The organism is Nocardia sp. NPDC059180 (assembly GCF_042754945.1).
GTDB lineage: Bacteria > Actinomycetota > Actinomycetes > Mycobacteriales > Mycobacteriaceae > Nocardia.
The window spans coordinates 59,716-80,132 of record NZ_JBHZBU010000011.1 but is presented as its reverse complement, the minus strand read 5'-3'; the positions used below and the strand labels follow the sequence as shown (position 1 = coordinate 80,132).

Genomic DNA, 20,417 nt, shown 5'->3' with positions numbered 1-20,417 from the left:
AGTGCGCAGACCGGTAAAAGGCGCGGCTGAACTCGGGGGCCGACTCACGGGTGGACAATCGGGACGTGACAGATCCGCTGAGCACTCGCTCGTCAGAAATCCGCAACCCCTACATTGCGTTGATCATCTATGAACTGGGCAAGGTAGGTGGGCGCGGTGTCTACTATCGCGAGGATTTCGTGCTCATGTGGGCGGAGGATCTCGAACAGGCTCGCGAACTGGCCGAGCGTCACGCTCGTATCGAGGAGTACGAGTCCGAGGACGGCAGTTTCGTCAGGCTGTATGCGGTAGTCGATGTGAACGGGGCTACCGAGCCGTTGGATTCGGGTACGACCGTCGACCTGTATTCGCGGCACTTCGCGAGCATCGACGACTACAAGTCGTTCGAAATGTTCCTGGGCGGCAAGGATCCGTTGGGATAGTACGTAGCCGAGAGCCGACCTGCGGTCCTGTCAGCGCCTCCGCTTGTCCGTCGCCCGAGGGTGACCTGTGCCTACTTGCGTCACCCAGATGGTTTGCCGCGCATCATCAATCGCATACCAAATCCGCCCCCCGCCGGTGACTTCGTACTGCCATTGGTCCAGCTCGATACCATCGACGACCACTCGACCGAGGTCGAATTTCAAGGGATGCTGCCGCATCGGCTGGTCACGGGATCGAGGATCCGCGGTTATCGCCACCCATGCCCGATCGAGGTTTTCGCGGGCCTGACTCAGCAGCGCACTCCACCCAGCCGCCGCCTGTCGATCGACCAATCGGACGGTCCAGCCCGTCGGGCGCCGCGCTTCGTCGCCGCGGCCCAGTTTCTCAGTCATCCGCCGAACCCGGTCGGTCGGGTTCGGCTGCGTCTGCGGTGTCGAACGGGCCGCGCAGACGGCGGGCCAGTTCCGGATCTGAATAGACCTCCGCCGTCGACTGCCACTCCCGTAGTGCGCGAGCAAAGGGGAGTAGTAGCCCTGTCTCCGCTCCTGCCAAGAGGTGATCCAGTAGCTCGGCGGTGCATGTCGGCCTGGCTTCCGGCGGGAGCCACACCAGCCAGGGCAGTTCCTCAGCGAACACTTCCTCGGCCAGCGCACGGTTTGCTCGTGCAACGATCGCGAGTGACCGTGCTGCCAGTCCGAGCCCTTTCACCATTGCGTCGAATCGTTCGGACCGCATCAGCACCAGATTCTCGGCGTCCCTCCGCTCCAGGATCACGTCGGCATCGTCCAGGGCAGGAAAAACGCTGGTCTGCTTGTTGATCAAGGTGGAGAACGGGAAGGTCCGGGTAGCCATGCCATCATGATAGCAATAGTTCGAAACTAGTTCAGTAATCGATGTGCGGACGGGCTGAGGCGAAGGTGCAGTGCACCGCGGTGTCATGGCCACACCGCTTGGGGCGGTGACTGGGTGTCCGGGTGCTTACCCGTTCTTCTCCACCAACGTCTGCGTGAAGAACTCGTAGATCAAAGCCGCCTGGAACGCCGACTGCTTGTTGTCGGCCGCGCCGCCGTGTCCGCCTTCGATGTTCTCGTGGTACCAGACCTTGTGCCCCAGCTCCTCCAGCAAAGCCGCCATTTTCCGGGCGTGCCCGGGGTGGACTCTGTCGTCGCGGGTGGAGGTGGTGAGCAAGATCGGCGGGTAAGGCTTGTCGGCTCGGACGTTCTGGTAGGGGGAGTACTTGCCGAGGAACTCCCACTCTTCCGGGTTGTCCGGGTCGCCGTATTCGGCCATCCAGGAGGCGCCGGCCAGCAGCAGGTGGTAGCGCTTCATGTCGAGCAGCGGGACCTGGCAGACGATGCTGCCGAACAGTTCGGGGTAGCGGGTGAGCATGACGCCCATGAGTAGGCCGCCGTTGGAGCCGCCGACGGCGCCGAGCTGTTCGGGGGTGGTGATGCCGCGGGTGACGAGGTCTCGGGCGATGGAGGAGAAATCCTCGTAGACCTTGTGCCGGTTGGCTTTCTGGACCGAGGTGTGCCATTCGGGGCCGTATTCGCCGCCGCCGCGGATATTGGTCATCACCCAGGTGCCGCCGCGTTCGAGCCAACCCATGCCGGAGGCGCCGCTGTAGGCGGGGGTGCGCGAGACCTCGAAGCCGCCGTAGCCGGACATTACCGTCGGTTGAGGGGAGTCCTTGTGGTCGCGGTGGCGGATGACGAAGTACGGCACCATGGTTCCGTCATCGGAGCGGGCGAAGAACTGTTCGGTCTCGACGCCGTCGGAGTCGAAGAAGCCCGGTTCCTTCTTGAGCCGGGTGGTGGAGCCGCCGACCGAACTTGCCAGCAGTGTCGTCGGTGTGATGAATCCGCTTGTGGTGAGCATGAATTCGTCACCACCTTCGAGCGGGTCGAGGTTCATCACGCCGGTGGTGGACATCGGCGGAGTGTCGGCCAGCGACTCCTTGCGCCAGCCATCCACGCCGGGAGTGAGTACGTACAGCTTGGTCTGCACGTCCTCCAGGGTGACCAGCAGCAGATGGTTCTCGGTCCAGCCGTAGCCGTGCAGCGAGGTGTGCGCGTCGGGCTCGAAGATCACCTCGAAATCGCGCCCACCGGCGAGGAACTCCTCGAAATTCATGGCGATCAACGCACCGGCAGGATAGGTGGTCGACTCGATCGCCCACGGCGACTTCAGGCGGATCAGCAGCCAATCCTTGTACCAGGACTCACTGGCATCGGACGGCGTCTCCAGATGGCGCCAGGTGCCGTCGGATTCGAGCAGGTACACCTCTTCGTTGAAGAAGTCGGTGGCGCGACCGAGGTAGTGGCGTTCGTAACCCGGAGTGCGGTCGTAGCCTGCCGACACGGCGACGTCACCGGATTCGCCCTCGAATACCGTCGCCGCCTCGGACAACGCGGTGCCGCGCTGCCAGCGCTTTGCGATGCGCGGGTAACCGGAGTCGGTGAGCGAATCGGGGCCGAAGTCGGTGCCGACATACACCGAGTCGATATCGATCCAGCTGATCTGCGACTTCGCCTCGGGGAGGAAGAATCCGCCGTCCTCTGGCGCGATGAACTTCCTGGTCTCCAGATCGAATTCGCGCACCACCTTGGCGTCGGCGCCGCCGCGCGACAGTGAGATGAGCGCGCGGCTCTGCGACGGACGCAGCACACCCGCACCACCCCACACCCAGTTCTCGTCCTCGTCGGAGGCGAGTGCGTCGAGGTCGATCAGCACATCCCAGTCCGGGTTGTCGGTGGCGTACTCGGCGAAGGTGGTGCGCCGCCACAGCCCGCGCGGATGCTCGGCGTCGCGCCAGTAGTTGTAGAGCCAGCTGCCGCGGCGGCCGGGATAGGCGATCTTGGTGTCGGTGTCGAGCATGTCGAGGATGCGGCGCTGCAGCTCGGTGAACCGGTCGGTCGAGGCGAAACGCTCGACCACGACCTCGTTGTGCGCGCGGGCGAAGTCCATGGCGGCTTCGCCGGTCACCTCTTCGAGCCAGAGATAGGGGTCGGTCACTCTCTCGTCAACGCCGCTCATCCCCACATTGTTGCCGAGTGGTGATGACCGCCACGCGGCTACCCGGTGCGGCCTGCTTCGAGACATAGGATGAGCTGCTCGAATGGTGAACGATCCAGGAGGTTGCCGTGCCGCCGTTTCTGTGGGAGCAGCACAGCTGCCTGCCGCTGCTGCCGACCGCCGACATCACCGAGCTGGCGCGGTATCCGCTCGGCTCGTACCTGTCGGTGAACGTCGGCTATTCGCCGCAGTCGAGTGCCGACGTCTTCGCGCTGCTGCACAAGTTCCGTGCCGATGCCCTTGCCGACGGCCGATTCCGGCTGGTCACGAAGGTTTCCGAGATCGGCGACCCGGACACCATCGCACTCGCCTTCGACCTGGAGGACGCAGGCCCGCTCGATGGCGACCTGGACAACGTCGCCCGCTTCCGCGATCTCGGCGTCCGCTCCCTGCTGCCCACCTACAACCACGCGAACGCCGCAGGCAGCGGCTGCCTCGACACCGAGGACACCGGACTCACCTCCTACGGCCGTGATCTGGTGCGCGCGCTCAACGCGGCGGGCGTGTTCGTCGACGGTTCGCACTGTTCCCGCCGGACCGGACTCGATCTGGCCGAGCACACCGACACCCCGATGGTCTACAGCCACGCCAACTTCGACACTGTGTGGGCGCACCCGCGCAACATCACCGACGATCAGGCCAAGGCCTGTGCGGACACGGGCGGCGTCGTCGGCATCAACGGCGTCGGCATTTTCCTCGGACACAATGGCGAGCACGAACGTGCCGAGCGGGTGGCAGCGATGGCCGATCACATCGTGTACGGCGCCGAACTGGTCGGCATCGACCACATCGGTATCGGCTCGGACTACTCCTTCGACGCCGACGACTTCAACCACGAACTCCGCACCAACCCGGGCGCCTTCTCCGAGGCGTACACCAAGTGGGGCCCACTGCAGTGGACCCCACCGGAGGACGTGCTCGGTATATCGGAGGTCGCCGGCCTGGACGAGGTGCTCGCCGCGCGTGGTTTCACCGACTCCGACCGGGCCGCGGTGTTCGGCGGCAATTTCCGTCGCATCGCCGAGCGGGTCTGGCAGGACTGAAGCTCAGCGTGCCGGCCACTCGGCGCAGCGGCGGGTGAGCAAAGTCATCACGATCCACGTCATCGCCGCGACGACGATCGGCAGGATGATGGCCAGCCGCACCGGCGTCGCCGGCGAGTCGATAAGTGGCCCGGTGACAGTGAGCAGCAAGCAGCCGGGATCCGCCTCATCCGAGCCTGACGAGCATCTTCCCGGTGTTGGCGCCGGCCAGGACACCGAGGAAGGCGGCCGGTGCCTGGTCGAGCCCGTTGTAGACGGTCTCCTTTGTCCGGATCGTGCCGTCGGCCAGCCAGCCTGCGGCCTTGGCGATGTACTCGCCAAAGATCGGGAAGTAGCTGTTCACCAGTATTCCGCGCAGCGTCACCTCCTTGGTGGCGGCCAGGAACAGGTCCGGGCCCCGCTGGGTCGAGTCGCCGTTGTAGCCGCTGATAGCGCCGACCAGCGCGACGCGGCCGCGTGGGCGCATCGCTTCGACCGCGACCCGCAGGTGCTCGCCCCCGACGCTGTCGAGGTAGACGTCGATGCCACCGGGTGCGGCCTCGGCCAACTGGCCTGCGAGGTCGCCTGCGCGATAGTCGATGGCGGCGTCGAAGCCGAACTCCTTCGTCAGCAGCTCGGTCTTGGCCGGCCCGCCCGCCGAGCCGATGACCCGGCTCGCGCCGAGTGCTCGCGCGATCTGTCCGGCGACGCTGCCGACCGCACCGGCCGCCGCGGAGATGAACACCGTGTCACCCGGCTTGATCGGTGCTACGTCGGTCAGGACCGCGTAGGCGGTGAGTCCGGTGGTCCCGAGGGCGCCCAGGTAGTGATGTGGTTCGGCGAGATCTGGATCGATCACCGTCGCGGTCGCGGCGTCGATCACCGCGTGCTCGCGCCAGCCCGCGAAGTGGGTGACGGTCGCGCCCACCGGGATATCGGCCGAGCGGGAGGCGATCACCTCGCCCAACGCCGAGCCCTCCAGCGCCTCATCCAGCTGGAACGGCGGAATGTAGGACGGCTTGTCGTCCATGCGGCCGCGCATGTATGGGTCGACCGACATCCAGGTGTTGCGGACCAGGATCTGGCCGTCGACGAGGTCGGGGATCGGGGTGGTGACGAGCGCGAAGTTCTCGGCGGTCGGAGCGCCGGAAGGCCTTGCAGCCAACCGGATTTCGCGGGTCGTGGTGGGCACCCCGTGTCCCTGCTGGGCGGAAACCCCTGCGGCGGCGGACTGGTCTTGCTGCGTGTGGATCTGCACGGTTGCGCCTCTCGTTCTGCGGACTGTTCGTCCGGATACGTAGAAGTTATGGCGGTTTCGGGCCGGGTCCCAGGTCCGCGCGTGCCACGAACCGGTCCTTACGCGACAACGTGAAGGCACCGAAGGTCAACGACGACGGGTGGCCCCGGGCGATCCGCCACTCCACCGCTGAAATGCCTTGCGCAGTGCGCGATCGTCGGTGAAGCCGAGCCGGGTCGCGACGGTGGCGGTGGTCAGCCCGGAGTCCAGTAGTTCCTCGGCTCGGCGGTAGCGCAGCAGATCGAGTTCGTGACGCCAGGTGGTGTCGTTGTCGGCGAGCCGTCGCTGCAGGCTGCGTGGGCTCATCGCCAACCGGGCGGCGACCTCCGCCAGGGTGGGCGCGCCGGTGTCGATGGCGGCGGCGAGCGCGGTGCGGAACTCATCGAGCGGCCCGGCGATCGGACGTGCCGAGGTGAGGACCAGCTCGGCATGACTGCGCAGCAGCCCGGCAAGGGCGGGATCGGCGCGAGCCATGGGAGCGGTGGCGTCGGCTTCGGTGAATGTGATGGTGTCGGCGGGCGCGTCGAAATCGATGCGATCGGTGCCGAATGCTTCGGTGAGCGTGAGGTATTCGCGCGGAGCCGGATGGCTGAAGGTGATTCGGGCCGGTACGACGGGGCGGCCCAACCCTTCGCGAGCTCGGCGCAGGTAGTAGCCGAGCACGTACTCGTTGATGACCGACGACACCGCCGGATCGCCCGCGCCGGTGCGGTAGCCGATGGTGAGCTCGCCGTCGTGGTGCAGGTCGAAGCCCTCGGTCGCGGCGGTGACCAGCTGGTGGTACGGCTGCGCGGCGGCCAGGGAATCGGCGAGCGTCGCGCCGGTGGTGACGAGATAGTCCCAGGTGCTGAGCCGGCCGTGCGGAGCGTCGGCGACGACAGCGAGACCGGCGCCCGGCCCGGCGCCCGCGAGCAGCTCCCACAGTTGGATCAGTGAGCGCATCGGGACTCGATCGAGTTCGCCGCGCAGGTCGTCGTCGGCGACGCCATGGATGGCAGTGAGGCGCTCGGCGGGGACACCGGCGCGCAGCGTGGCATCGCGGACCAAGCGGATCAACTGGGTGGAGGCGGTTCCGGTCAGCGAGTCGGCGGCGGGCGGACCGGAGTTCGCCGGGCCTGGGGTCGGCCGCGAGCGGGTGTTCGATCCGACCTGGTCGGAGGGAGCGGCATCGGTCGGTTCGATGCCACCGAGTCGGCCGGTAACCACGCGCACCACGGTATCTCCCTTCCAGTAGTCGACAGAACTACTCGCGAGTAGCCGCGGAGTCCTCACCATTGCGGGGGATAGGTGAGTGAACTTCCAGCAACAGCGTTAGGCTCGGTGCCGTGACTTCCCACTACGATGTCGTCGTTCTCGGCGCTGGTCCCGGCGGTTACGTCGCCGCGATCCGGGCCGCTCAACTCGGCTTGCGAACAGCGATTGTCGAGCAGAAATACTGGGGTGGCGTGTGCCTGAACGTTGGCTGCATTCCATCCAAGGCGCTGCTGCGCAACGCTGAGCTGGCTCATATCTTCACCAAGGAAGCCAAAACCTTCGGTATCTCGGGTGAGGCGTCCTTCGACTTCGGCGCGGCGTTCGACCGCAGCCGCAAGGTCGCCGACGGCCGGGTCAAGGGCGTCCACTTCCTGATGAAGAAGAACAAGATCACCGAGTACGACGGTCTCGGCACCTTCACCGACCCGAACACCCTCTCGGTGGCGTTGAGCAACGGCGGCACCGACACCGTCACCTTCGACAACGTGATCATCGCGACGGGCACCGTCACCAAACTGCTGCCCGGCACCTCGCTGAGCGCGAACGTCGTCACCTATGAGGAGCAGATCCTCACCCGCGAACTGCCCGGATCCATTCTGATCGTTGGCGCGGGCGCCATCGGCATGGAGTTCGGCTACGTGCTGAAGAACTACGGTGTCGATGTGCGCATCGTCGAGTTCCTCGACCGCGCGCTGCCCAACGAGGACGCCGATGTCTCCAAGGAGATCACCAAGGCGTACAAGAAGCTCGGCATCACCATCACCACCGGTGCGGCCGTGCAGAGCATCGATGACGACGGCTCGAAGGTCACCGTCAGCATCAAAGACAACAAGTCCGGCTCGGTGGAAACCGTCACCGTCGACAAGGTGCTGCAGGCCGTCGGCTTCGCGCCGCGGGTGGAGGGCTACGGCCTGGAGAACACCGGCGTCGCGCTGGAACGCGGCGCCATCGCCATCGACGATTACATGCGCACCAACGTCGACCACATCTACGCCATCGGTGACGTCACCGCCAAGCTGCAGCTGGCGCACGTCGCGGAGGCGCAGGGCGTGGTCGCGGCCGAGACCATCGGCGGCGCCGAGACCCTCACTCTCGGCGATTACCGGATGATGCCGCGCGCCACCTTCTGTCAGCCGCAGGTCGCCAGCTTCGGTCTCACCGAGCAGCAGGCCCGCGACGAGGGCTACGACGTGAAGGTCGCGACCTTCCCGTTCACCGCCAACGGCAAGGCACACGGCCTCGGCGATCCCAACGGTTTCGTCAAGCTCATCTCCGACACCACCCACGGTGAACTGCTCGGCGGCCATCTCATCGGCCCCGACGTCTCCGAACTGCTGCCGGAGCTGACCCTGGCCCAGAAGTGGGACCTGACCGTCAACGAACTCGCCCGCAACGTCCACACCCACCCGACGTTGAGTGAAGCCCTGCAGGAGGCCATCCACGGCCTCGCCGGGCACATGATCAACTTCTGATCGCGAACCGATCGATGTCCGCCGACCCGGCGCCGGTGCCACCGCACCGCGCCGGGTCGCGTTCGTCTGTGTGGTCGTTCCTGGTGGTGGCCCTCGCGATCGTGGCGTCGGTGGCAGGCGTGCTCATCGATACGGCGTTTTCCCACACCGAGATTCGGCAGACGGAGGCGCTGCCGACGAGCGTGCGCTATCCCGACGGCCTGACCTACTACCTCGGGGTGGTGCAGCGGGAGAGTGGGCTGCTGCATCGCCGTCTGCCCGATGAGATCCGGGTGAGCCGCGATCCGGGCCTCGTGTATTCACACGGGGTGAGTCTGACCATCACCGGCAGTTCCGATCTGGTGCTGCGCTCGGTGGATTGGCGACCGGATGGTGTGTCGGCCCGGTTCGAGTCCGGCCATGAGCTTTTCGTGCCCGCGCAATCCTTCCTCGGTGGGCGGTAGGCGGCTTCTTTATGCCCTCTTGACGCTCCGGGCCGCCGATTTATCGTTTTTCATACCGATCCTCGATTTCCGTTGTGCTGTTATTTAAGTCGTCTGTTCAGGCGCCCTGGTGCGGCTGTTCGGACCCACAGTTTCGGCTAGAGGAAAGTGTTCGAATTCATGACGATAAAGTCGGCTGCAATCTCCGTTCTCGCTTTGGCCGCCCTGGTCGCGTCCGCGTCGAGCGCGGGTGCCGCGCCCGCACCCGATCCCGCGCCCGGCAGTGCCGTGCAGACCGATGTGCTGCCCGGTATCCACTACACGGCGAGCGTCGTCGACAACTCGGTGGTGCTGCGGACCGATTCTGGTTCGTTGACCACGCAGGGGGCTCAGTTCCAGGTGCTCGACGATCAGGGCCGTCTGGTCGCGGGCATGCCGCTGACCTATCTCAAAGACGGTAAGGAGTGGCCGATCGCGGCGCGGGTCGAGGGCGATACCGCTGTCTTCACCCCTGGTACCGATCCAGCGGACGCCCGGCCTGCGGAGATGTTGCAGCCGACCGCGGGTGAACCAGTCGACTTCAATACTGCTCTCAGCACTGCCGCCACACAGTTCGGCCTGGCGACGGCGGTCGGGACATTGCTCGGGTCATTGGTCGGCGGGGTGCTCGGCTGTGTCGCCGGTGCGATCATCGGTGCGCCGCTGGTGGTGCCGACGTTCTTCGCCGGTCCGGTCGGCCTGTGTATCGGTGGTGCCGCGGTGGGGATCACGTTGGGTGCGGCGGCGGGCATGATCGCGATCGGGGTGCCGGTCGGCGTGGCGGCTGCTGTTCAGTTCTTCAATTCGACGGCTGTCCGGTGAGGTGGGGCGCACAATAGAATGAAATAGTCGAGAATATGGGCGGCATCCGGCAGGGTGTCGCCCATTTTCTTGGTTCCGAAGCGTAAATTAATCCCCCCGGTGCGCATGAAGGTCGCAATGGACGCGGCGAGGCGGGGGAAATCGAACTTAATGTCATCGCGTGGGTTTTCTCGGATTCACGTGGGCCGATGCCGGGTCGTTCGTCGGCGGGATGGTCGGCGCCGCTGTTCTCGGTCCGCCCGGCGCGATGCTCGGATCGACGGCCGGATCATTCTTCGGCGGCGTCGTCGGCGATGATCGCGGCGCAGGCAGCGCGGCAGAAGAAGCGCTGGTGGCAGGGATCGGTGCGGCAGGTGGGGCATGGGCGGCCAACCTCGGCGGCAAACTCCTCAAAGACGGGATCACCGCCGCCGCGACCAAAGCCCTGCCTGCGGGTGCCGCGCGTCGCGTGGAAACGGGTGCAGCGAAAACCCTGCTGCCCTGGAACAAATATGAGGGCAGTCTGCTCGGTGCGCTGGGCGGCGGGTTCGGCGGCTATGAGGTCTCGCCGCAGGCCCGCCCACCCGTCACGATCGACACCGTCGACATCGGCAACGGCGGCTGTCCGGTGGCGATGGGCGGACTGCGGATGCCGCCCGAGCTGTCGCGGCCGATCGCCGATTCCTATCAACGGTTGCCCGGCTACCTGTGCGATGTCTGGCGCAGCTTCGGATCTGGTTCCGCGAGTGCTGCGCCGGCGCCGGTACCGCCACCACCCATCGGTGATGCTGCACGTGGCGGAATTGCCGAATATGCCGAGAGGGCCCGTGCACTCGATGCCGCGATCGCCGGATTCGCCGTGCTCGATCGCAAGGTCGCGGCCATTGTCGCGGAAAGCGCCGATGTGGCAGAGCAGGGGCGCGATGCGGTGTCCACGGTGATCGCGAACGCGAACCGGGCCGCTGCCGAAACCCCGAGCGGTAACGCCGACCGTCACGCCCTCGACCTGCTGCACAACGCGTTCACGGCAGGCAGTCAGATCCTCACCCAGGCGATCACGGCAACAGGCGACACCGCCGGGCGCGCCGACCGGCTCACTGCCGAACTCCGGAAGTTGCGTGCGGAATTCGATGAGCATCGTGAATCGCACCGGCAGCCGTCGGGCTCGACACCTCCGCAGCGACAGGAGCCCGACGACGCTGGGCGTGCACTCGACATATCCATCGACGTCGGCGGTGCGGTTGCGGCACCCATCGTGATCGCGCCGGCTCCCGTGCCGCCACCGGCTCCGTTTGCCGTTGTTCCACAGCCGAGGCAGACGGTTGTTGCTGCGCCCGAGCCGGTTCCGCCGCCGCGAGTACCGCTTCCATCTGCGCCCGCGGCGGGTCGGCCGCGGTGGGCATCGGCTGGGTCTACGCCGGAGATGGATCCACCGCCGCAGGAAGGGGTTGCCTCTGCGCCCGAGTCCGTATCACCACCTGCCGAAATGGTTGCGCCCGTTACTCCGTGGTCTGCGGTTCCAGCGCCGCCCGACGCTCAGTGGCCCGCCGCGGCTGCGCCGCTGCCGACACCCTCGACGCAGCCCACCACTACGCCGTGGATGAGAGCGATTTCTGCTGTCGTGGCCGGTGCACCGCATGCGGCGGCCGCGCCCCCGGCATCGGACGAACACTCCGTACCTGACGCGGACTCGCTGCTGGCGACGATCTACGCGGAGGCTTTCGCGCTCGGTGGGCGATAGCGGCCGGAGTCGTGTTCCACAGCGGGTACGGCCCACCTTCGTTAGCCTGCCTATATGCCTGATGCTGTGGTCGAACGGGACCGGATTGCGCTAGTGCTCGGCGGGGGCGGTCCGGTCGGGATCAGCTGGCTGGTGGGGCCGATGTCGTGGTGATTACGGAGCCGCTGGCACACGTGTACCCGCGTGCCCGCACCGACCGCGAACACGGTTGTGCCCGTGAGATTTCGATCGTCCCCGACGCAGGAGCAATCGACGCGTTCGGCACCGACCTGTTCAGCGGCGCAGCCCTGCAACCGGCCTACGAGGCTGGTGCGCGCCAATCCGCGGACGCGGTCGCGCAGCGGAAAGAGGTGTGGCCGAACCGATGAACGGCTGGACATGAAACGTCGCCTGCTCGTCGGGCCGGCGGTGGCTCTGGTGGTCGTCGTGGTGCTGGCCGTCGGCGGCTACTACCTGATGAACTCGCGGACCTTCCAGCTGGCCGGCCGGATTGTCGATCGCGTCGACACCGACGCGAAGGTGGTCGCATTGACCCTCGACGACGGTCCGACCACCAACACGCCGGAAGTGCTGAAGGTGCTAGCCGAGGCCGACGTGCGGGCCACCTTCTACCTCCTCGGCCGCGATCTCGCCGCGCACCCGGAGTTCGGTGCGGCGATCGCGATGTCCGGCCACGAGATCGGCAACCACACCTACTCGCATCGGCGCATGGTTTTCGTCTCGCCGGGCACCGTTGCCGAGGAGGTGGGCCGCACCGATGACGAGATCCGCAAGACCGGGTATCAGGGACCGATCACCTTTCGCCCGCCCTACGGCAAGAAGCTGTGGACGCTGCCGAAATACCTCTCCGACCGGGATCGGACGACGGTGATGTGGGACGTCGAGCCGGACTCGGCCGGTGGGCCGAGCTCCGAGCAAATCGTCGAGCGAACCGTGGCCGAGGTGCGTCCTGGCTCGATCATCCTGCTGCACGTCATGTATGGGAACCGCGCGAATTCGCTGGCTGCGATCCCCGGAATTGTCGCGGCGCTGCGGAGCGACGGGTACCGGTTCGTCTCGGTATCGGAACTGCTCGGGCAGTAGGGCCCGCGCGCACTATCGGCGGCGGCCAGTGCAGTGGCTGTCGGCGGTCGCGGACACGATGGTGCTATCGCGCGTACCGGTGCTGCCGCGCCGCCTGTGACACCGGCAAGCGTCCAGACGCCGCGGACCGCACGCGCGAGGCGGTTGCCTCGGGCATGGCCGGTGTTTCGCATTGCGCGCAGCGCTCTTCGGTGCTCGGTGAACAGCTGTCGTCCGGTGCGCGAATCGCACCCGCCGGAATTGCTGCTGTTCGCGGTCGTTCTCAGGTGCTCGTGCTCGGTGCCGGTCGCGATTCCACAACTGCTCGGTGGTGCGGGATCCAGGTTGCCGCACTTTCTCCGTTTCCTGCGAGTTCACCTGCCGGACACATACGTTGACACCGATTTAGCATCGTGTAAACAAAGGGAATCAATCCGAATGTTGTCATGTGTTCCGGCCCGGTCGAGGCCACGACCGATTCTCTGTCCGCAGAGTTTTGGGGATTCACCGAGGGAAAGCGTTCGAACCATGTCGATTAAGTCGGTACTAGCTGTCTCCGCTCTGGCTGTCGCTGCTGTGGTGGCGACCGGAGCGAGTGCGGGTGCGGTACCCGCCCCCGCACCCGAGCCGGGCACCGTGGTGCAGACCGATGTGCTGCCAGGTATCAAGTACACGGCCAGTGTCGTGGACAACTCCGTGGTGCTGCGGACCGAAGCCGGATCGTTGACCACGCAGGGGGCCCAGTTCCAAGTGCTCGACGATCAGGGCCGTCTGGTCGCGGGTATGCCGCTGACCTACCTGAAAGACGGTATGGAATGGCCGATCGCCGCTCGGGTGGAAGGGAATACGGCCACCTTCACGCCCAGTACCGATCCCGCGCAGGCCCGGCCCGCGGCAATGCTCGCGACGGTCGCGGATGAGCCGGTCGATTTCAACACCGCGTTGGGCACGGCGGCGACGCAGTTCGGTTTGGCGACGGCGGTCGGTACGTTGCTCGGTTCGTTGATCGGTGGCGTGCTCGGGTGTGTGGCGGGCGCGATCATCGGCGCGCCGTTGGTGGTGCCGACGTTCTTCGCGGGCCCGGTCGGTCTGTGTATCGGTGGTGCCGCAGTGGGGATCACGTTGGGTGCGGCCGCTGGGATGATCGCGATCGGTGTTCCGGTCGGTGTCGCCGCCGCTATCCAGTTCTTCAACGCGACACAGCCCCGCTGAGTGAGATCCGGTGTCGTCCGACGCGCCGCGTGCGCGCCGGACGACACCGGAGTGTTTCGCTCGGCACGGGTAGGCTCGGCCACGGCCAGCGTGCCCGGTCGTGCCGATGCCGCGACAAGGTGCGCCCATTTCGCGAAAGAGGCGAGCAGGATGGTTTCGACGTCGCAACCACGTGTTTCCCCGGGACGATTGCGTCAGCTGGGGCCGATCAATTGGGTGGTCTGGCAGGTGCTCTCGCGGGCCGCGGGCACGGCCGACGCACACCTGTTCAGCACGCTCGGCCGCACCGGTGGACTGTTCCGCGGCTGGTTGCACTATTCCGGCAAGCTCATGCCGGGCGGCAAGCTGACCAGGCACGAGTCCGAGCTCGTCATCCTGCGGGTGGCTCAGCTGCGCGCGTGCGACTACGAGATGGACCACCACATCAAGCTCGGCAAGCGTGCGGGCGTCACCCCGGAGATCCTGGATCGAGTGCGCACCGGTCCGAGCGCGGATGGATGGTCCGATAAGCACCGTGCTCTGCTCACCGTCGTCGACCAACTGGTCACCACCCGCGATATCGATGACGCGGCGTGGGAACAACTGTCCACCTATTACGACGACCGCCGCCTCATCGAAATCGTCCTGCTGACAAACCAATACGAGGGGCTGGCCTCGACGATCACCGCGCTGCGGATTCAACGCGACCAGATGTAGTCGCAGCGAGGTTCTTCCCGGCGAGGCAGTCGCTGAACGCTCTTTTTGTCAGGTGCGCTCGATCAGTTCGGCCAGGCCGTCCAGCACTCGCGCGAGCCCGAATTCATACGCATGATCTGCGCTGTAGGCGGCATCGTGCGCCTGCCCCGCCGCGGCTCCGACGCGTGTGGCCAGCGGGTATCGCTCGGGGTGGATGAGGGTTTCGAGTAGGGGTGCGGTGCGTTCCCACCATTTGGTGTCGGTTCGGTCGCTGTCGGCGGCGGCGCGGGCGGTGTCGCTCGCGATGCGCGCGACCGAGGTGACGAAGCCGAGCAGGTAGGTCAGGGCAGCGTCCATCTGGACGTCGTCGAGACCGAGCTCGTCGAAGGCCCGGAGTTCGTGGTCGTACTTGGCGGTTTGGCCGGGGCCGAGCGCGGGGCGGGTGGTGGGGATGTAGGCCACCCACGGATGCTCGGTCAGCATGGTGCGGTTCTCGGCCGCGATGGCGGCGACCCGCTCACGCCAGGGCAGCTCGCTCAGGTCGGCGCGCGGCATTGCCAGGTAGACGGCGTCGAGCATGAGATCGATCAGCTCGGCCTTGCCGGGCACGTAGGTGTAGGTGGCCATGGGGGTGAGTCCGAGGTGGGTGGCCACCGCGCGCATGGTGACCGCGCCGATCCCGTCGGCGTCCGCGATCTCGATGGCCGCCGCGACCACCTCGTCGACACTGCTGCGCTGCTTGGGTCCGCGGGCGGACGCGTTGGGGACCCGCCACAGCAGCTCCAGTGTCCGCACCGGATCACCCGCACTGCTCCGCTCGTTCGGCACCGCCACCTCCTCTGATGTGAGTTACATCACAATGCGCCTGCCTGGAAATTTCTCTACAAAGTATAACGTACTTAGTAGAGAGAAATGAACCGAAGGAGCACCTCATGCGCATCACCGATTCCGTCATCTCGCTCAACGTCGCCGATCCGCAGGCCTCGGCGACGTTCGTCATCGACCACCTCGGGTTCGCCGAGCAGATGTCGGCCGACGGATTCGTCTCCCTCGCCCACCCCGACGCAGGAATGAACATCGTCTTCCTGCGCACCGGCTTGAAGAGTTTCAAGCCGGCCAGCGCGGCAGGTAGCGCGGGCGAAGGACTGCTCGTCGCGTTCGTCGTCGAGGACATCGACGCCGAGTACGCCCGCCTCCAGTCCGAAGGCGTCCCGATCGTCACCCCGATCGAGACCGAGGAGTGGGGCGAACGCTACTTCCAGATGGCCGACCCCAACGGCATCATCTTCCAACTCGTCCAGTGGGTCTGAACGCCCGCGAGTGGCACCTGGCAGCGGCGAACTGCGAGAACGCCCCGCGCTGAGGTGCCACTCGCGGCCGTTGTTTCCCGTTGGGGTGGTGCTGGTGGGGGTTGCGCGTCATTATCTACTCGAGTGGGGCATGGCGGTGACTGGATCGGGACGCGCGTCAGGGGTTGTGCACGATGCTGGTGAAGATCGAGACGGGGGCGGAACTCTCCGCGCCCGAACGGGAATTCGTCGAATGCCTGCGCAGGTTGCCGAGCACCGGTCTGGCGCTGATCGATCTACAGGTGGGCGCCGAGCGCGGGAAGCGGCAGGTGGACGCGGTCGTCTGGACGCCGCGCGGGGTCACCGTGCTCGAGGCGCGCGGGTTCCGGCGCAGACAGAGCGGCATTCTCGAGATCGGCACCGTCGGGCCGTGGACCATCAGCTCCCAGCCCGTCGATCTCGATCAACCCGACGGTGTCAGCGTTTCCGACCAGCTGGAAAACGCGGTGCACGAGGTGAAGACGGCGCTGGAACGTTCGCTACAAGATCCAGGCCACCTCTGCGGCGCCGTAGTGCTGGTGCCGTTTCGCGGTGCGGTGGTCCGGCCCGCGCGCACCACCCTGCGTCCTGGTCTGGACGTGGTGGTCGCGAACACCACCGACACCACCGAGTTCCGGATCTACCTGGAGAATTTCGCCGCCGCCCCACGCACATGGACCGCGGATCGAGTGCACGCGGCGGCCTCGGCGCTGACTCGATCCTCGGGCAGCGATATCTGCCCGACTCGCGACGAACTGCTCGCCGCAGGCTTCGACGCCGCCGCCCCGAAACCGGTGCCCATACCCGCGCGCCCGGCTCCTCCCCGGGAGCGGAAACCGGAAGCCAGCGGCAGGCAGACCGCGACCGCGTGGGTGGTATTCACCGCCGCCGTGCTCGGGATGCTCGTGGTGCTCGGCGTCATCGTGCGGGCGGTGCTCACCGACCGACCCGACGTCGAACCGACTGCCACCACGACGTCCGTGGCGACTGCCACGCCCCACAGCCGGGCGACAGTGCCGTCACTGCCGCCGAATGACCGGATGGTGCCGCGAGCTCGGGTGGAATGCTGGCCGTTCCAGGCGGACTGCTGAGCCGGTCGACAGGGATGCCCTCGACGCCCGCGATGCCACCCTCGCGCCCGCACCACCGCCGTCGGTCTGGCTCGTCGTGGCGGCGATCAGGCCGGGCCTGTAGACGGCGCGTCGGCCGAGCGCCGTCGGCGGCGTGAGCGGCCCGAGTGCAGCCGCGCTCTCGGTCAGTCGCGCACGACCTGCGCCAACCTCGTCAGATGCAGTGCCGTCTTCGCCCGCGCAATGACATGCGCGCGCGACGAATCGATATGTGTGGTCAGCGTTTCCAGCGCTGCGGCGCGATCTCCTGCCAGGAGCTGTTCGGCGATGGTGATGTGCTCGGCGGTCATGGCGGCGATCCGGTCGGGTGTCGGCATATCCATGGTCCGGACCGGCCGGACCCGGACCTGCACCGAGGCCAGCGCGTCGGCGAGGGCGGCGTTGCCCGCCGATCGCAGCAGCACGATGTGGAACCGGTCGTCGGCGGCGATGAGCGCGGGCCCGGGTTCGGGCGGTTGTTCGGCCAGCTGACGCCAGTGTTCGAGTTCGGCGCCGACCATGCCGAGGTCATGCGTCGGTTCCCCGAGCGCACGTTGGATACCCCTGGATTCCAGCACATTGCGCAGCTCATAGAGCTGATCGAGTTCGTCCAGGCGCGGACGGAACGGGTACATCCCGTCGGTGCGCCGCTCCACCAGACCGTCGGCGAGCAGCCGCGCGAGCGCTTCGCGGACGGGGGTGCGTGAGACCCCGTAACTGTCCGCGAGGCGTTCCTCGCCCAGCCGTTCGGTCGAGACCAGCGCGCCCTCGGCCAGATCGCGCCGCACCGCCTCATATACCTGCGCACTCAGCGGGACCCGCCCCCGTCGCGTCACGGCGACTCAGATCGCCATCGCTGAACGGACGACGCTCTCCGCGCCCGCGCCACCCTCGCCGGAGGAGGTGATCCGGCCCGATTCCAGCACGTAATAGCGTTGGGCCGCTTGCAAAGCGAACCCGATGTGCTGTTCGACCAGCAGCACGCTCAACCCGCCGCGCCTGGTCAGCTCGATGATGGTGCGTTCGATTTCCGCGACCACCGACGGCTGGATCCCCTCGGTCGGCTCGTCCAGGATGAGCAGTTTCGGTTCGGTGATCAGCGCCCGGGCGATGGCGAGCTGCTGACGTTGTCCGCCCGACAGCAGGCCCGCCTTGCGGGTGAGCAGCTCCCGCAAGGCGGGGAACAGATCGAGTGATTCGTCGATCAACGCCTTGCCGCGTGTGCGGCCATCGGCCACCACCTGGAGGTTCTCCGCTGTGGACAACTGTGGAAAACTCTGTTGCCCCTGCGGGACATAGGCGATTCCGCGACGCACCCGGCGCGACGGGGAGAGTCTGGTGATCACCTCACCATTGAACGTGATGGTGCCGGATTTGCTGGTCAGCAGGCCGACAGCCGTGCGAAGCAGGGTCGTCTTCCCCGCGCCGTTATGTCCCATGATGGCGACGACACTGTCGTCGGGCACCGTCAATGAGGCGCCGTGGATCACCTCGGTCCGGCCATAACCGGAATGGATATCAGCCAATTCGAGCATCGGCGCTCTCCTCGTCGTTCGATTCGGTAGCGGCCGTGGCGGTGCCGAGGTAGACCTCCTGCACCTTCGGATCGGCCTGCACCTGCTCCACAGTTCCCTCGCTCAGAACCCGCCCACCGGCGAGCACCGTCACCGAGGTGGCGAACGAGCGCATGAAGTCCATATCGTGCTCGACCACAATGACGACTCGTTCACCGCCGATACGGTGCAGCAGCTTTCCGGTCTCCTCGCGTTCCTGCGCGCTCATGCCTGCGACGGGTTCGTCCAGCAGTAGCACCGAGGCGTTCTGCACCAGCAGCATGCCGATCTCGAGCCACTGCTTCTGGCCGTGCGCGAGGATGCCCGCAGGCTGGTCACGGAGCGCGCCGAGGCCGGTGATCTCCAGCGCCTCTTCGATGCTCGGCAGCACCGACTTGCGCCGCCGCAGCAATGTCAGCGCGGAACGTCCTGCACCGGCGGCGATGTCGAGGTTCTGCAAGACGCTCAATTGCTCGAAGACACTCGCGGTCTGAAAGGTGCGCCCGACGCCCAGGCGTGCGATCTGATGCACCTTCTTGCCAAGCAGCTCGACACCCGTCTTCTGCGCCGATCCGGTCGCGGGGGTGAGGCCGGTGATGGCGTCGATCAGTGTTGTCTTTCCGGCGCCGTTCGGGCCGATGAGGAATCGCAGATCGCCTTGTAAAACGGTGAGATCGACATCGGTGACTGCCTTGAACCCATCGAAACTCACCGAGAGGCCGCGAACCTCGAGGTATTCGCTGGACATTCCCGCATTGCCGCCGCGTTTTGGTTCGTGCTCGATCATCGCGACTCCACCTTCTCCTCGGTGCGCACTGGCAACGGTTGCGCAGGCAGATCTGTTGGTGCCGACACGCTGTCCTCGCGTTTCGGCCTGCGCTCGCGGACGAACCGCCCCAGCATCGGCCACAATCCCGCCAGCCCGGCGGGCACGAACCCGACCACCACGATGAACAGCACGCCCTGCAGGTACGTCCAGCCCGAAGGGAACTGCTCCGACAGCGCCGTCTGTGCCCATGCCACACCGATCGCGCCGAGTACCGGACCGAGCAGAGTGGTCCGGCCGCCGATGGCCACGCCGATCAGGAAGGCGATCGAGGGCACGACCCCGATGTCGGCGGGGGAGATGATGCCGACGATCGGGGTGAACAACGCGCCCGCGATTCCCGCGAAGAACGCCGCGACCACATACGCCACGATCTTGACGTTGGCCGGGTCGTAGCCGAGGAAACGTACCCGTTCCTCCTGGTCACGCACCGCGACCAGTAGCTCCCCGTACCGGCTGCGCATGAGCTGACGCACCACCGCGACCACCGCGAGCAGAGTGCCCGCCGCGATGAAGAACAGCATCTGGCGGTTGAGCGGATCGGACAGTTTGAACCCGAAGAACGCCCGGAAATCCGAGAGCCCGGTGAACCCGCCGATGGTCTGCTGGCCCGTCAGCAGAATCGCCAGCGCCGCGGCCAGCGCCTGACTCAGAATCGCGAAGTACGCGCCCTTGACCCGCCGCTTGAACACGCCGTAGCCGAGCACCGCCGCGACCACCCCGGGCAGGACCAGAATCGCGATGATCGCCACCGGCGCCGACGCGAAAGGCTGCCAGTATGCGGGAAGTTCACGGATGCCCGCGATATCCATGAAGTCGGGGACATCGTTTCCCAGACGCGTCGCGTCCGCCATCTGTAGATGCATCGCCATGATGTAGGCGCCGAGACCGAAGAACACGCCCTGGCCGAGAGTGAGCATTCCGCCCCGGCCCCAAGCCAATCCGATGCCCGCCGCCACGATGGCGAAGCACAGGAATTTCGCGAGCAGGTTCAGCCGGAAATCGCTGAGTATCGCCGGAGCCACCGCGAACAGCAGGATCGCGGCAATCGCGAAACCGCCCCAGACGCGCACCGAGGAATTCGCGAACCATCGTGGTGAGGACAT

The 20,417-nt window shown here is 66.4% G+C and carries 23 protein-coding genes; 12 read left to right on the top strand and 11 right to left on the bottom strand.

What is annotated here, in order from left to right; translation table 11 throughout:
• Positions 1-65: 65 nt before the first annotated feature.
• The gene (locus tag ACFXNW_RS27475; RefSeq protein WP_379420690.1) at positions 66-422 is read left to right on the top strand and encodes a DUF4288 domain-containing protein; all 357 of its coding nucleotides are present in this window, start codon (positions 66-68) and stop codon (positions 420-422) included.
• 30 nt (positions 423-452) lie between these two features.
• Here ACFXNW_RS27475 and ACFXNW_RS27470 read toward each other — a convergent pair whose 3' ends face one another.
• The 3 genes from ACFXNW_RS27470 to ACFXNW_RS27460 form a co-directional block, all read right to left on the bottom strand.
• Positions 453-815 carry a hypothetical protein gene (locus ACFXNW_RS27470; RefSeq protein WP_379420689.1) on the bottom strand — a complete coding sequence of 121 codons (363 nt, stop codon included), beginning with the start codon at positions 813-815 and terminating at the stop codon, positions 453-455.
• Positions 808-1,275, bottom strand: coding sequence for a hypothetical protein (locus ACFXNW_RS27465; protein WP_379420688.1), 468 nt, complete (start codon positions 1,273-1,275; stop codon positions 808-810). The genes ACFXNW_RS27470 and ACFXNW_RS27465 overlap by 8 nt, the downstream gene beginning before the upstream one ends.
• Before the next feature lie 126 nt (positions 1,276-1,401).
• Positions 1,402-3,459: a prolyl oligopeptidase family protein gene (locus tag ACFXNW_RS27460; protein ID WP_379420687.1), complete on the bottom strand. Its 2,058-nt coding sequence runs from the start codon at positions 3,457-3,459 to the stop codon at positions 1,402-1,404.
• 107 nt (positions 3,460-3,566) lie between these two features.
• Between ACFXNW_RS27460 and ACFXNW_RS27455 the strand changes: the two genes are divergently transcribed.
• Positions 3,567-4,541: a dipeptidase gene (locus tag ACFXNW_RS27455; protein WP_379420686.1), complete on the top strand. Its 975-nt coding sequence runs from the start codon at positions 3,567-3,569 to the stop codon at positions 4,539-4,541.
• A 3-nt stretch (positions 4,542-4,544) separates the two neighbouring features.
• Here ACFXNW_RS27455 and ACFXNW_RS27450 read toward each other — a convergent pair whose 3' ends face one another.
• From ACFXNW_RS27450 to ACFXNW_RS27440, 3 genes are all read right to left on the bottom strand, one after another.
• On the bottom strand, positions 4,545-4,691 hold the full coding sequence (locus tag ACFXNW_RS27450) for a hypothetical protein (RefSeq protein ID WP_379420685.1): 147 nt from the start codon (positions 4,689-4,691) through the stop codon (positions 4,545-4,547).
• A gap of 16 nt (positions 4,692-4,707) precedes the next feature.
• Entirely contained in the window at positions 4,708-5,712 is a 1,005-nt protein-coding gene (locus tag ACFXNW_RS27445) for an NADP-dependent oxidoreductase (RefSeq protein WP_379420838.1), read from the bottom strand.
• 192 nt (positions 5,713-5,904) lie between these two features.
• Positions 5,905-7,023 carry a helix-turn-helix domain-containing protein gene (locus ACFXNW_RS27440; RefSeq protein ID WP_379420684.1) on the bottom strand — a complete coding sequence of 373 codons (1,119 nt, stop codon included), beginning with the start codon at positions 7,021-7,023 and terminating at the stop codon, positions 5,905-5,907.
• A 119-nt stretch (positions 7,024-7,142) separates the two neighbouring features.
• On the opposite strand from ACFXNW_RS27440, the gene lpdA reads away from it, so the two are divergent.
• The 8 genes from lpdA (at position 7,143) to ACFXNW_RS27400 (ending at position 14,516) form a co-directional block, all read left to right on the top strand.
• On the top strand, positions 7,143-8,543 hold the full coding sequence (gene lpdA / locus ACFXNW_RS27435; RefSeq protein WP_379420683.1) for a dihydrolipoyl dehydrogenase: 1,401 nt from the start codon (positions 7,143-7,145) through the stop codon (positions 8,541-8,543).
• Between the two features lie 14 nt (positions 8,544-8,557).
• Positions 8,558-8,986, top strand: coding sequence for a hypothetical protein (locus ACFXNW_RS27430; RefSeq protein ID WP_379420682.1), 429 nt, complete (start codon positions 8,558-8,560; stop codon positions 8,984-8,986).
• 159 nt (positions 8,987-9,145) lie between these two features.
• A complete protein-coding gene (locus ACFXNW_RS27425; RefSeq protein WP_379420681.1) occupies positions 9,146-9,826 on the top strand; it encodes a hypothetical protein in 681 nt (226 codons plus the stop codon).
• Between the two features lie 160 nt (positions 9,827-9,986).
• Positions 9,987-11,546 (top strand): hypothetical protein, encoded by a 1,560-nt coding sequence (locus ACFXNW_RS27420; protein WP_379420680.1) that lies wholly within the window; start codon positions 9,987-9,989, stop codon positions 11,544-11,546.
• A gap of 146 nt (positions 11,547-11,692) precedes the next feature.
• A complete protein-coding gene (locus ACFXNW_RS27415; protein WP_379420679.1) occupies positions 11,693-11,914 on the top strand; it encodes a hypothetical protein in 222 nt (73 codons plus the stop codon).
• A 10-nt stretch (positions 11,915-11,924) separates the two neighbouring features.
• Entirely contained in the window at positions 11,925-12,629 is a 705-nt protein-coding gene (locus tag ACFXNW_RS27410) for a polysaccharide deacetylase family protein (protein WP_379420678.1), read from the top strand.
• 507 nt (positions 12,630-13,136) lie between these two features.
• The gene (locus ACFXNW_RS27405) at positions 13,137-13,820 is read left to right on the top strand and encodes a hypothetical protein (RefSeq protein WP_379420677.1); all 684 of its coding nucleotides are present in this window, start codon (positions 13,137-13,139) and stop codon (positions 13,818-13,820) included.
• 150 nt (positions 13,821-13,970) lie between these two features.
• Positions 13,971-14,516 (top strand): carboxymuconolactone decarboxylase family protein, encoded by a 546-nt coding sequence (locus tag ACFXNW_RS27400; protein WP_379420676.1) that lies wholly within the window; start codon positions 13,971-13,973, stop codon positions 14,514-14,516.
• 48 nt (positions 14,517-14,564) lie between these two features.
• On the opposite strand, the gene ACFXNW_RS27395 is transcribed toward ACFXNW_RS27400, so the two are convergent.
• Positions 14,565-15,323, bottom strand: coding sequence for a TetR/AcrR family transcriptional regulator (locus ACFXNW_RS27395; protein WP_379420675.1), 759 nt, complete (start codon positions 15,321-15,323; stop codon positions 14,565-14,567).
• A gap of 104 nt (positions 15,324-15,427) precedes the next feature.
• Here ACFXNW_RS27395 and ACFXNW_RS27390 point away from each other — a divergent pair, with 104 nt between their 5' ends.
• Both ACFXNW_RS27390 and ACFXNW_RS27385 read left to right on the top strand, forming a co-directional pair.
• Positions 15,428-15,805, top strand: coding sequence for a VOC family protein (locus ACFXNW_RS27390; RefSeq protein WP_379420674.1), 378 nt, complete (start codon positions 15,428-15,430; stop codon positions 15,803-15,805).
• Between the two features lie 173 nt (positions 15,806-15,978).
• Positions 15,979-16,914, top strand: coding sequence for a nuclease-related domain-containing protein (locus ACFXNW_RS27385; RefSeq protein ID WP_379420673.1), 936 nt, complete (start codon positions 15,979-15,981; stop codon positions 16,912-16,914).
• 164 nt (positions 16,915-17,078) lie between these two features.
• On the opposite strand, the gene ACFXNW_RS27380 is transcribed toward ACFXNW_RS27385, so the two are convergent.
• From ACFXNW_RS27380 to urtC, 4 genes are read right to left on the bottom strand one after another with little or no spacing between them, the layout of a single operon-like run.
• Positions 17,079-17,768, bottom strand: coding sequence for a GntR family transcriptional regulator (locus ACFXNW_RS27380; protein WP_379420672.1), 690 nt, complete (start codon positions 17,766-17,768; stop codon positions 17,079-17,081).
• Between the two features lie 6 nt (positions 17,769-17,774).
• On the bottom strand, positions 17,775-18,467 hold the full coding sequence (urtE, locus tag ACFXNW_RS27375; protein ID WP_379420671.1) for an urea ABC transporter ATP-binding subunit UrtE: 693 nt from the start codon (positions 18,465-18,467) through the stop codon (positions 17,775-17,777).
• The gene (gene urtD / locus ACFXNW_RS27370; protein WP_379420670.1) at positions 18,451-19,272 is read right to left on the bottom strand and encodes an urea ABC transporter ATP-binding protein UrtD; all 822 of its coding nucleotides are present in this window, start codon (positions 19,270-19,272) and stop codon (positions 18,451-18,453) included. Before urtD ends, urtE begins: the two co-directional genes overlap by 17 nt.
• Positions 19,269-20,417 carry an urea ABC transporter permease subunit UrtC gene (urtC, locus tag ACFXNW_RS27365; protein ID WP_379420837.1) on the bottom strand — a complete coding sequence of 383 codons (1,149 nt, stop codon included), beginning with the start codon at positions 20,415-20,417 and terminating at the stop codon, positions 19,269-19,271. The genes urtD and urtC overlap by 4 nt, the downstream gene beginning before the upstream one ends.

Bases quoted from the DNA above. Each gene is read 5' to 3' on its own strand.
- ACFXNW_RS27400 (WP_379420676.1), top strand. From the start codon at position 13,971: ATGGTTTCGACGTCGCAACCACGTGTTTCCCCGGGACGATTGCGTCAG.
- ACFXNW_RS27470 (WP_379420689.1), bottom strand. From the start codon at position 815: ATGACTGAGAAACTGGGCCGCGGCGACGAAGCGCGGCGCCCGACGGGC.
- urtE (WP_379420671.1), bottom strand. From the start codon at position 18,467: ATGCTCGAATTGGCTGATATCCATTCCGGTTATGGCCGGACCGAGGTG.
- ACFXNW_RS27430 (WP_379420682.1), top strand. From the start codon at position 8,558: ATGTCCGCCGACCCGGCGCCGGTGCCACCGCACCGCGCCGGGTCGCGT.
- ACFXNW_RS27460 (WP_379420687.1), bottom strand. From the start codon at position 3,459: ATGAGCGGCGTTGACGAGAGAGTGACCGACCCCTATCTCTGGCTCGAA.
- ACFXNW_RS27385 (WP_379420673.1), top strand. From the start codon at position 15,979: ATGCTGGTGAAGATCGAGACGGGGGCGGAACTCTCCGCGCCCGAACGG.
- ACFXNW_RS27405 (WP_379420677.1), top strand. From the start codon at position 13,137: ATGTCGATTAAGTCGGTACTAGCTGTCTCCGCTCTGGCTGTCGCTGCT.
- ACFXNW_RS27465 (WP_379420688.1), bottom strand. From the start codon at position 1,275: ATGGCTACCCGGACCTTCCCGTTCTCCACCTTGATCAACAAGCAGACC.
- ACFXNW_RS27425 (WP_379420681.1), top strand. From the start codon at position 9,146: ATGACGATAAAGTCGGCTGCAATCTCCGTTCTCGCTTTGGCCGCCCTG.
- ACFXNW_RS27410 (WP_379420678.1), top strand. From the start codon at position 11,925: ATGAAACGTCGCCTGCTCGTCGGGCCGGCGGTGGCTCTGGTGGTCGTC.
- ACFXNW_RS27390 (WP_379420674.1), top strand. From the start codon at position 15,428: ATGCGCATCACCGATTCCGTCATCTCGCTCAACGTCGCCGATCCGCAG.
- urtD (WP_379420670.1), bottom strand. From the start codon at position 19,272: ATGATCGAGCACGAACCAAAACGCGGCGGCAATGCGGGAATGTCCAGC.
- urtC (WP_379420837.1), bottom strand. From the start codon at position 20,417: ATGTCCTCACCACGATGGTTCGCGAATTCCTCGGTGCGCGTCTGGGGC.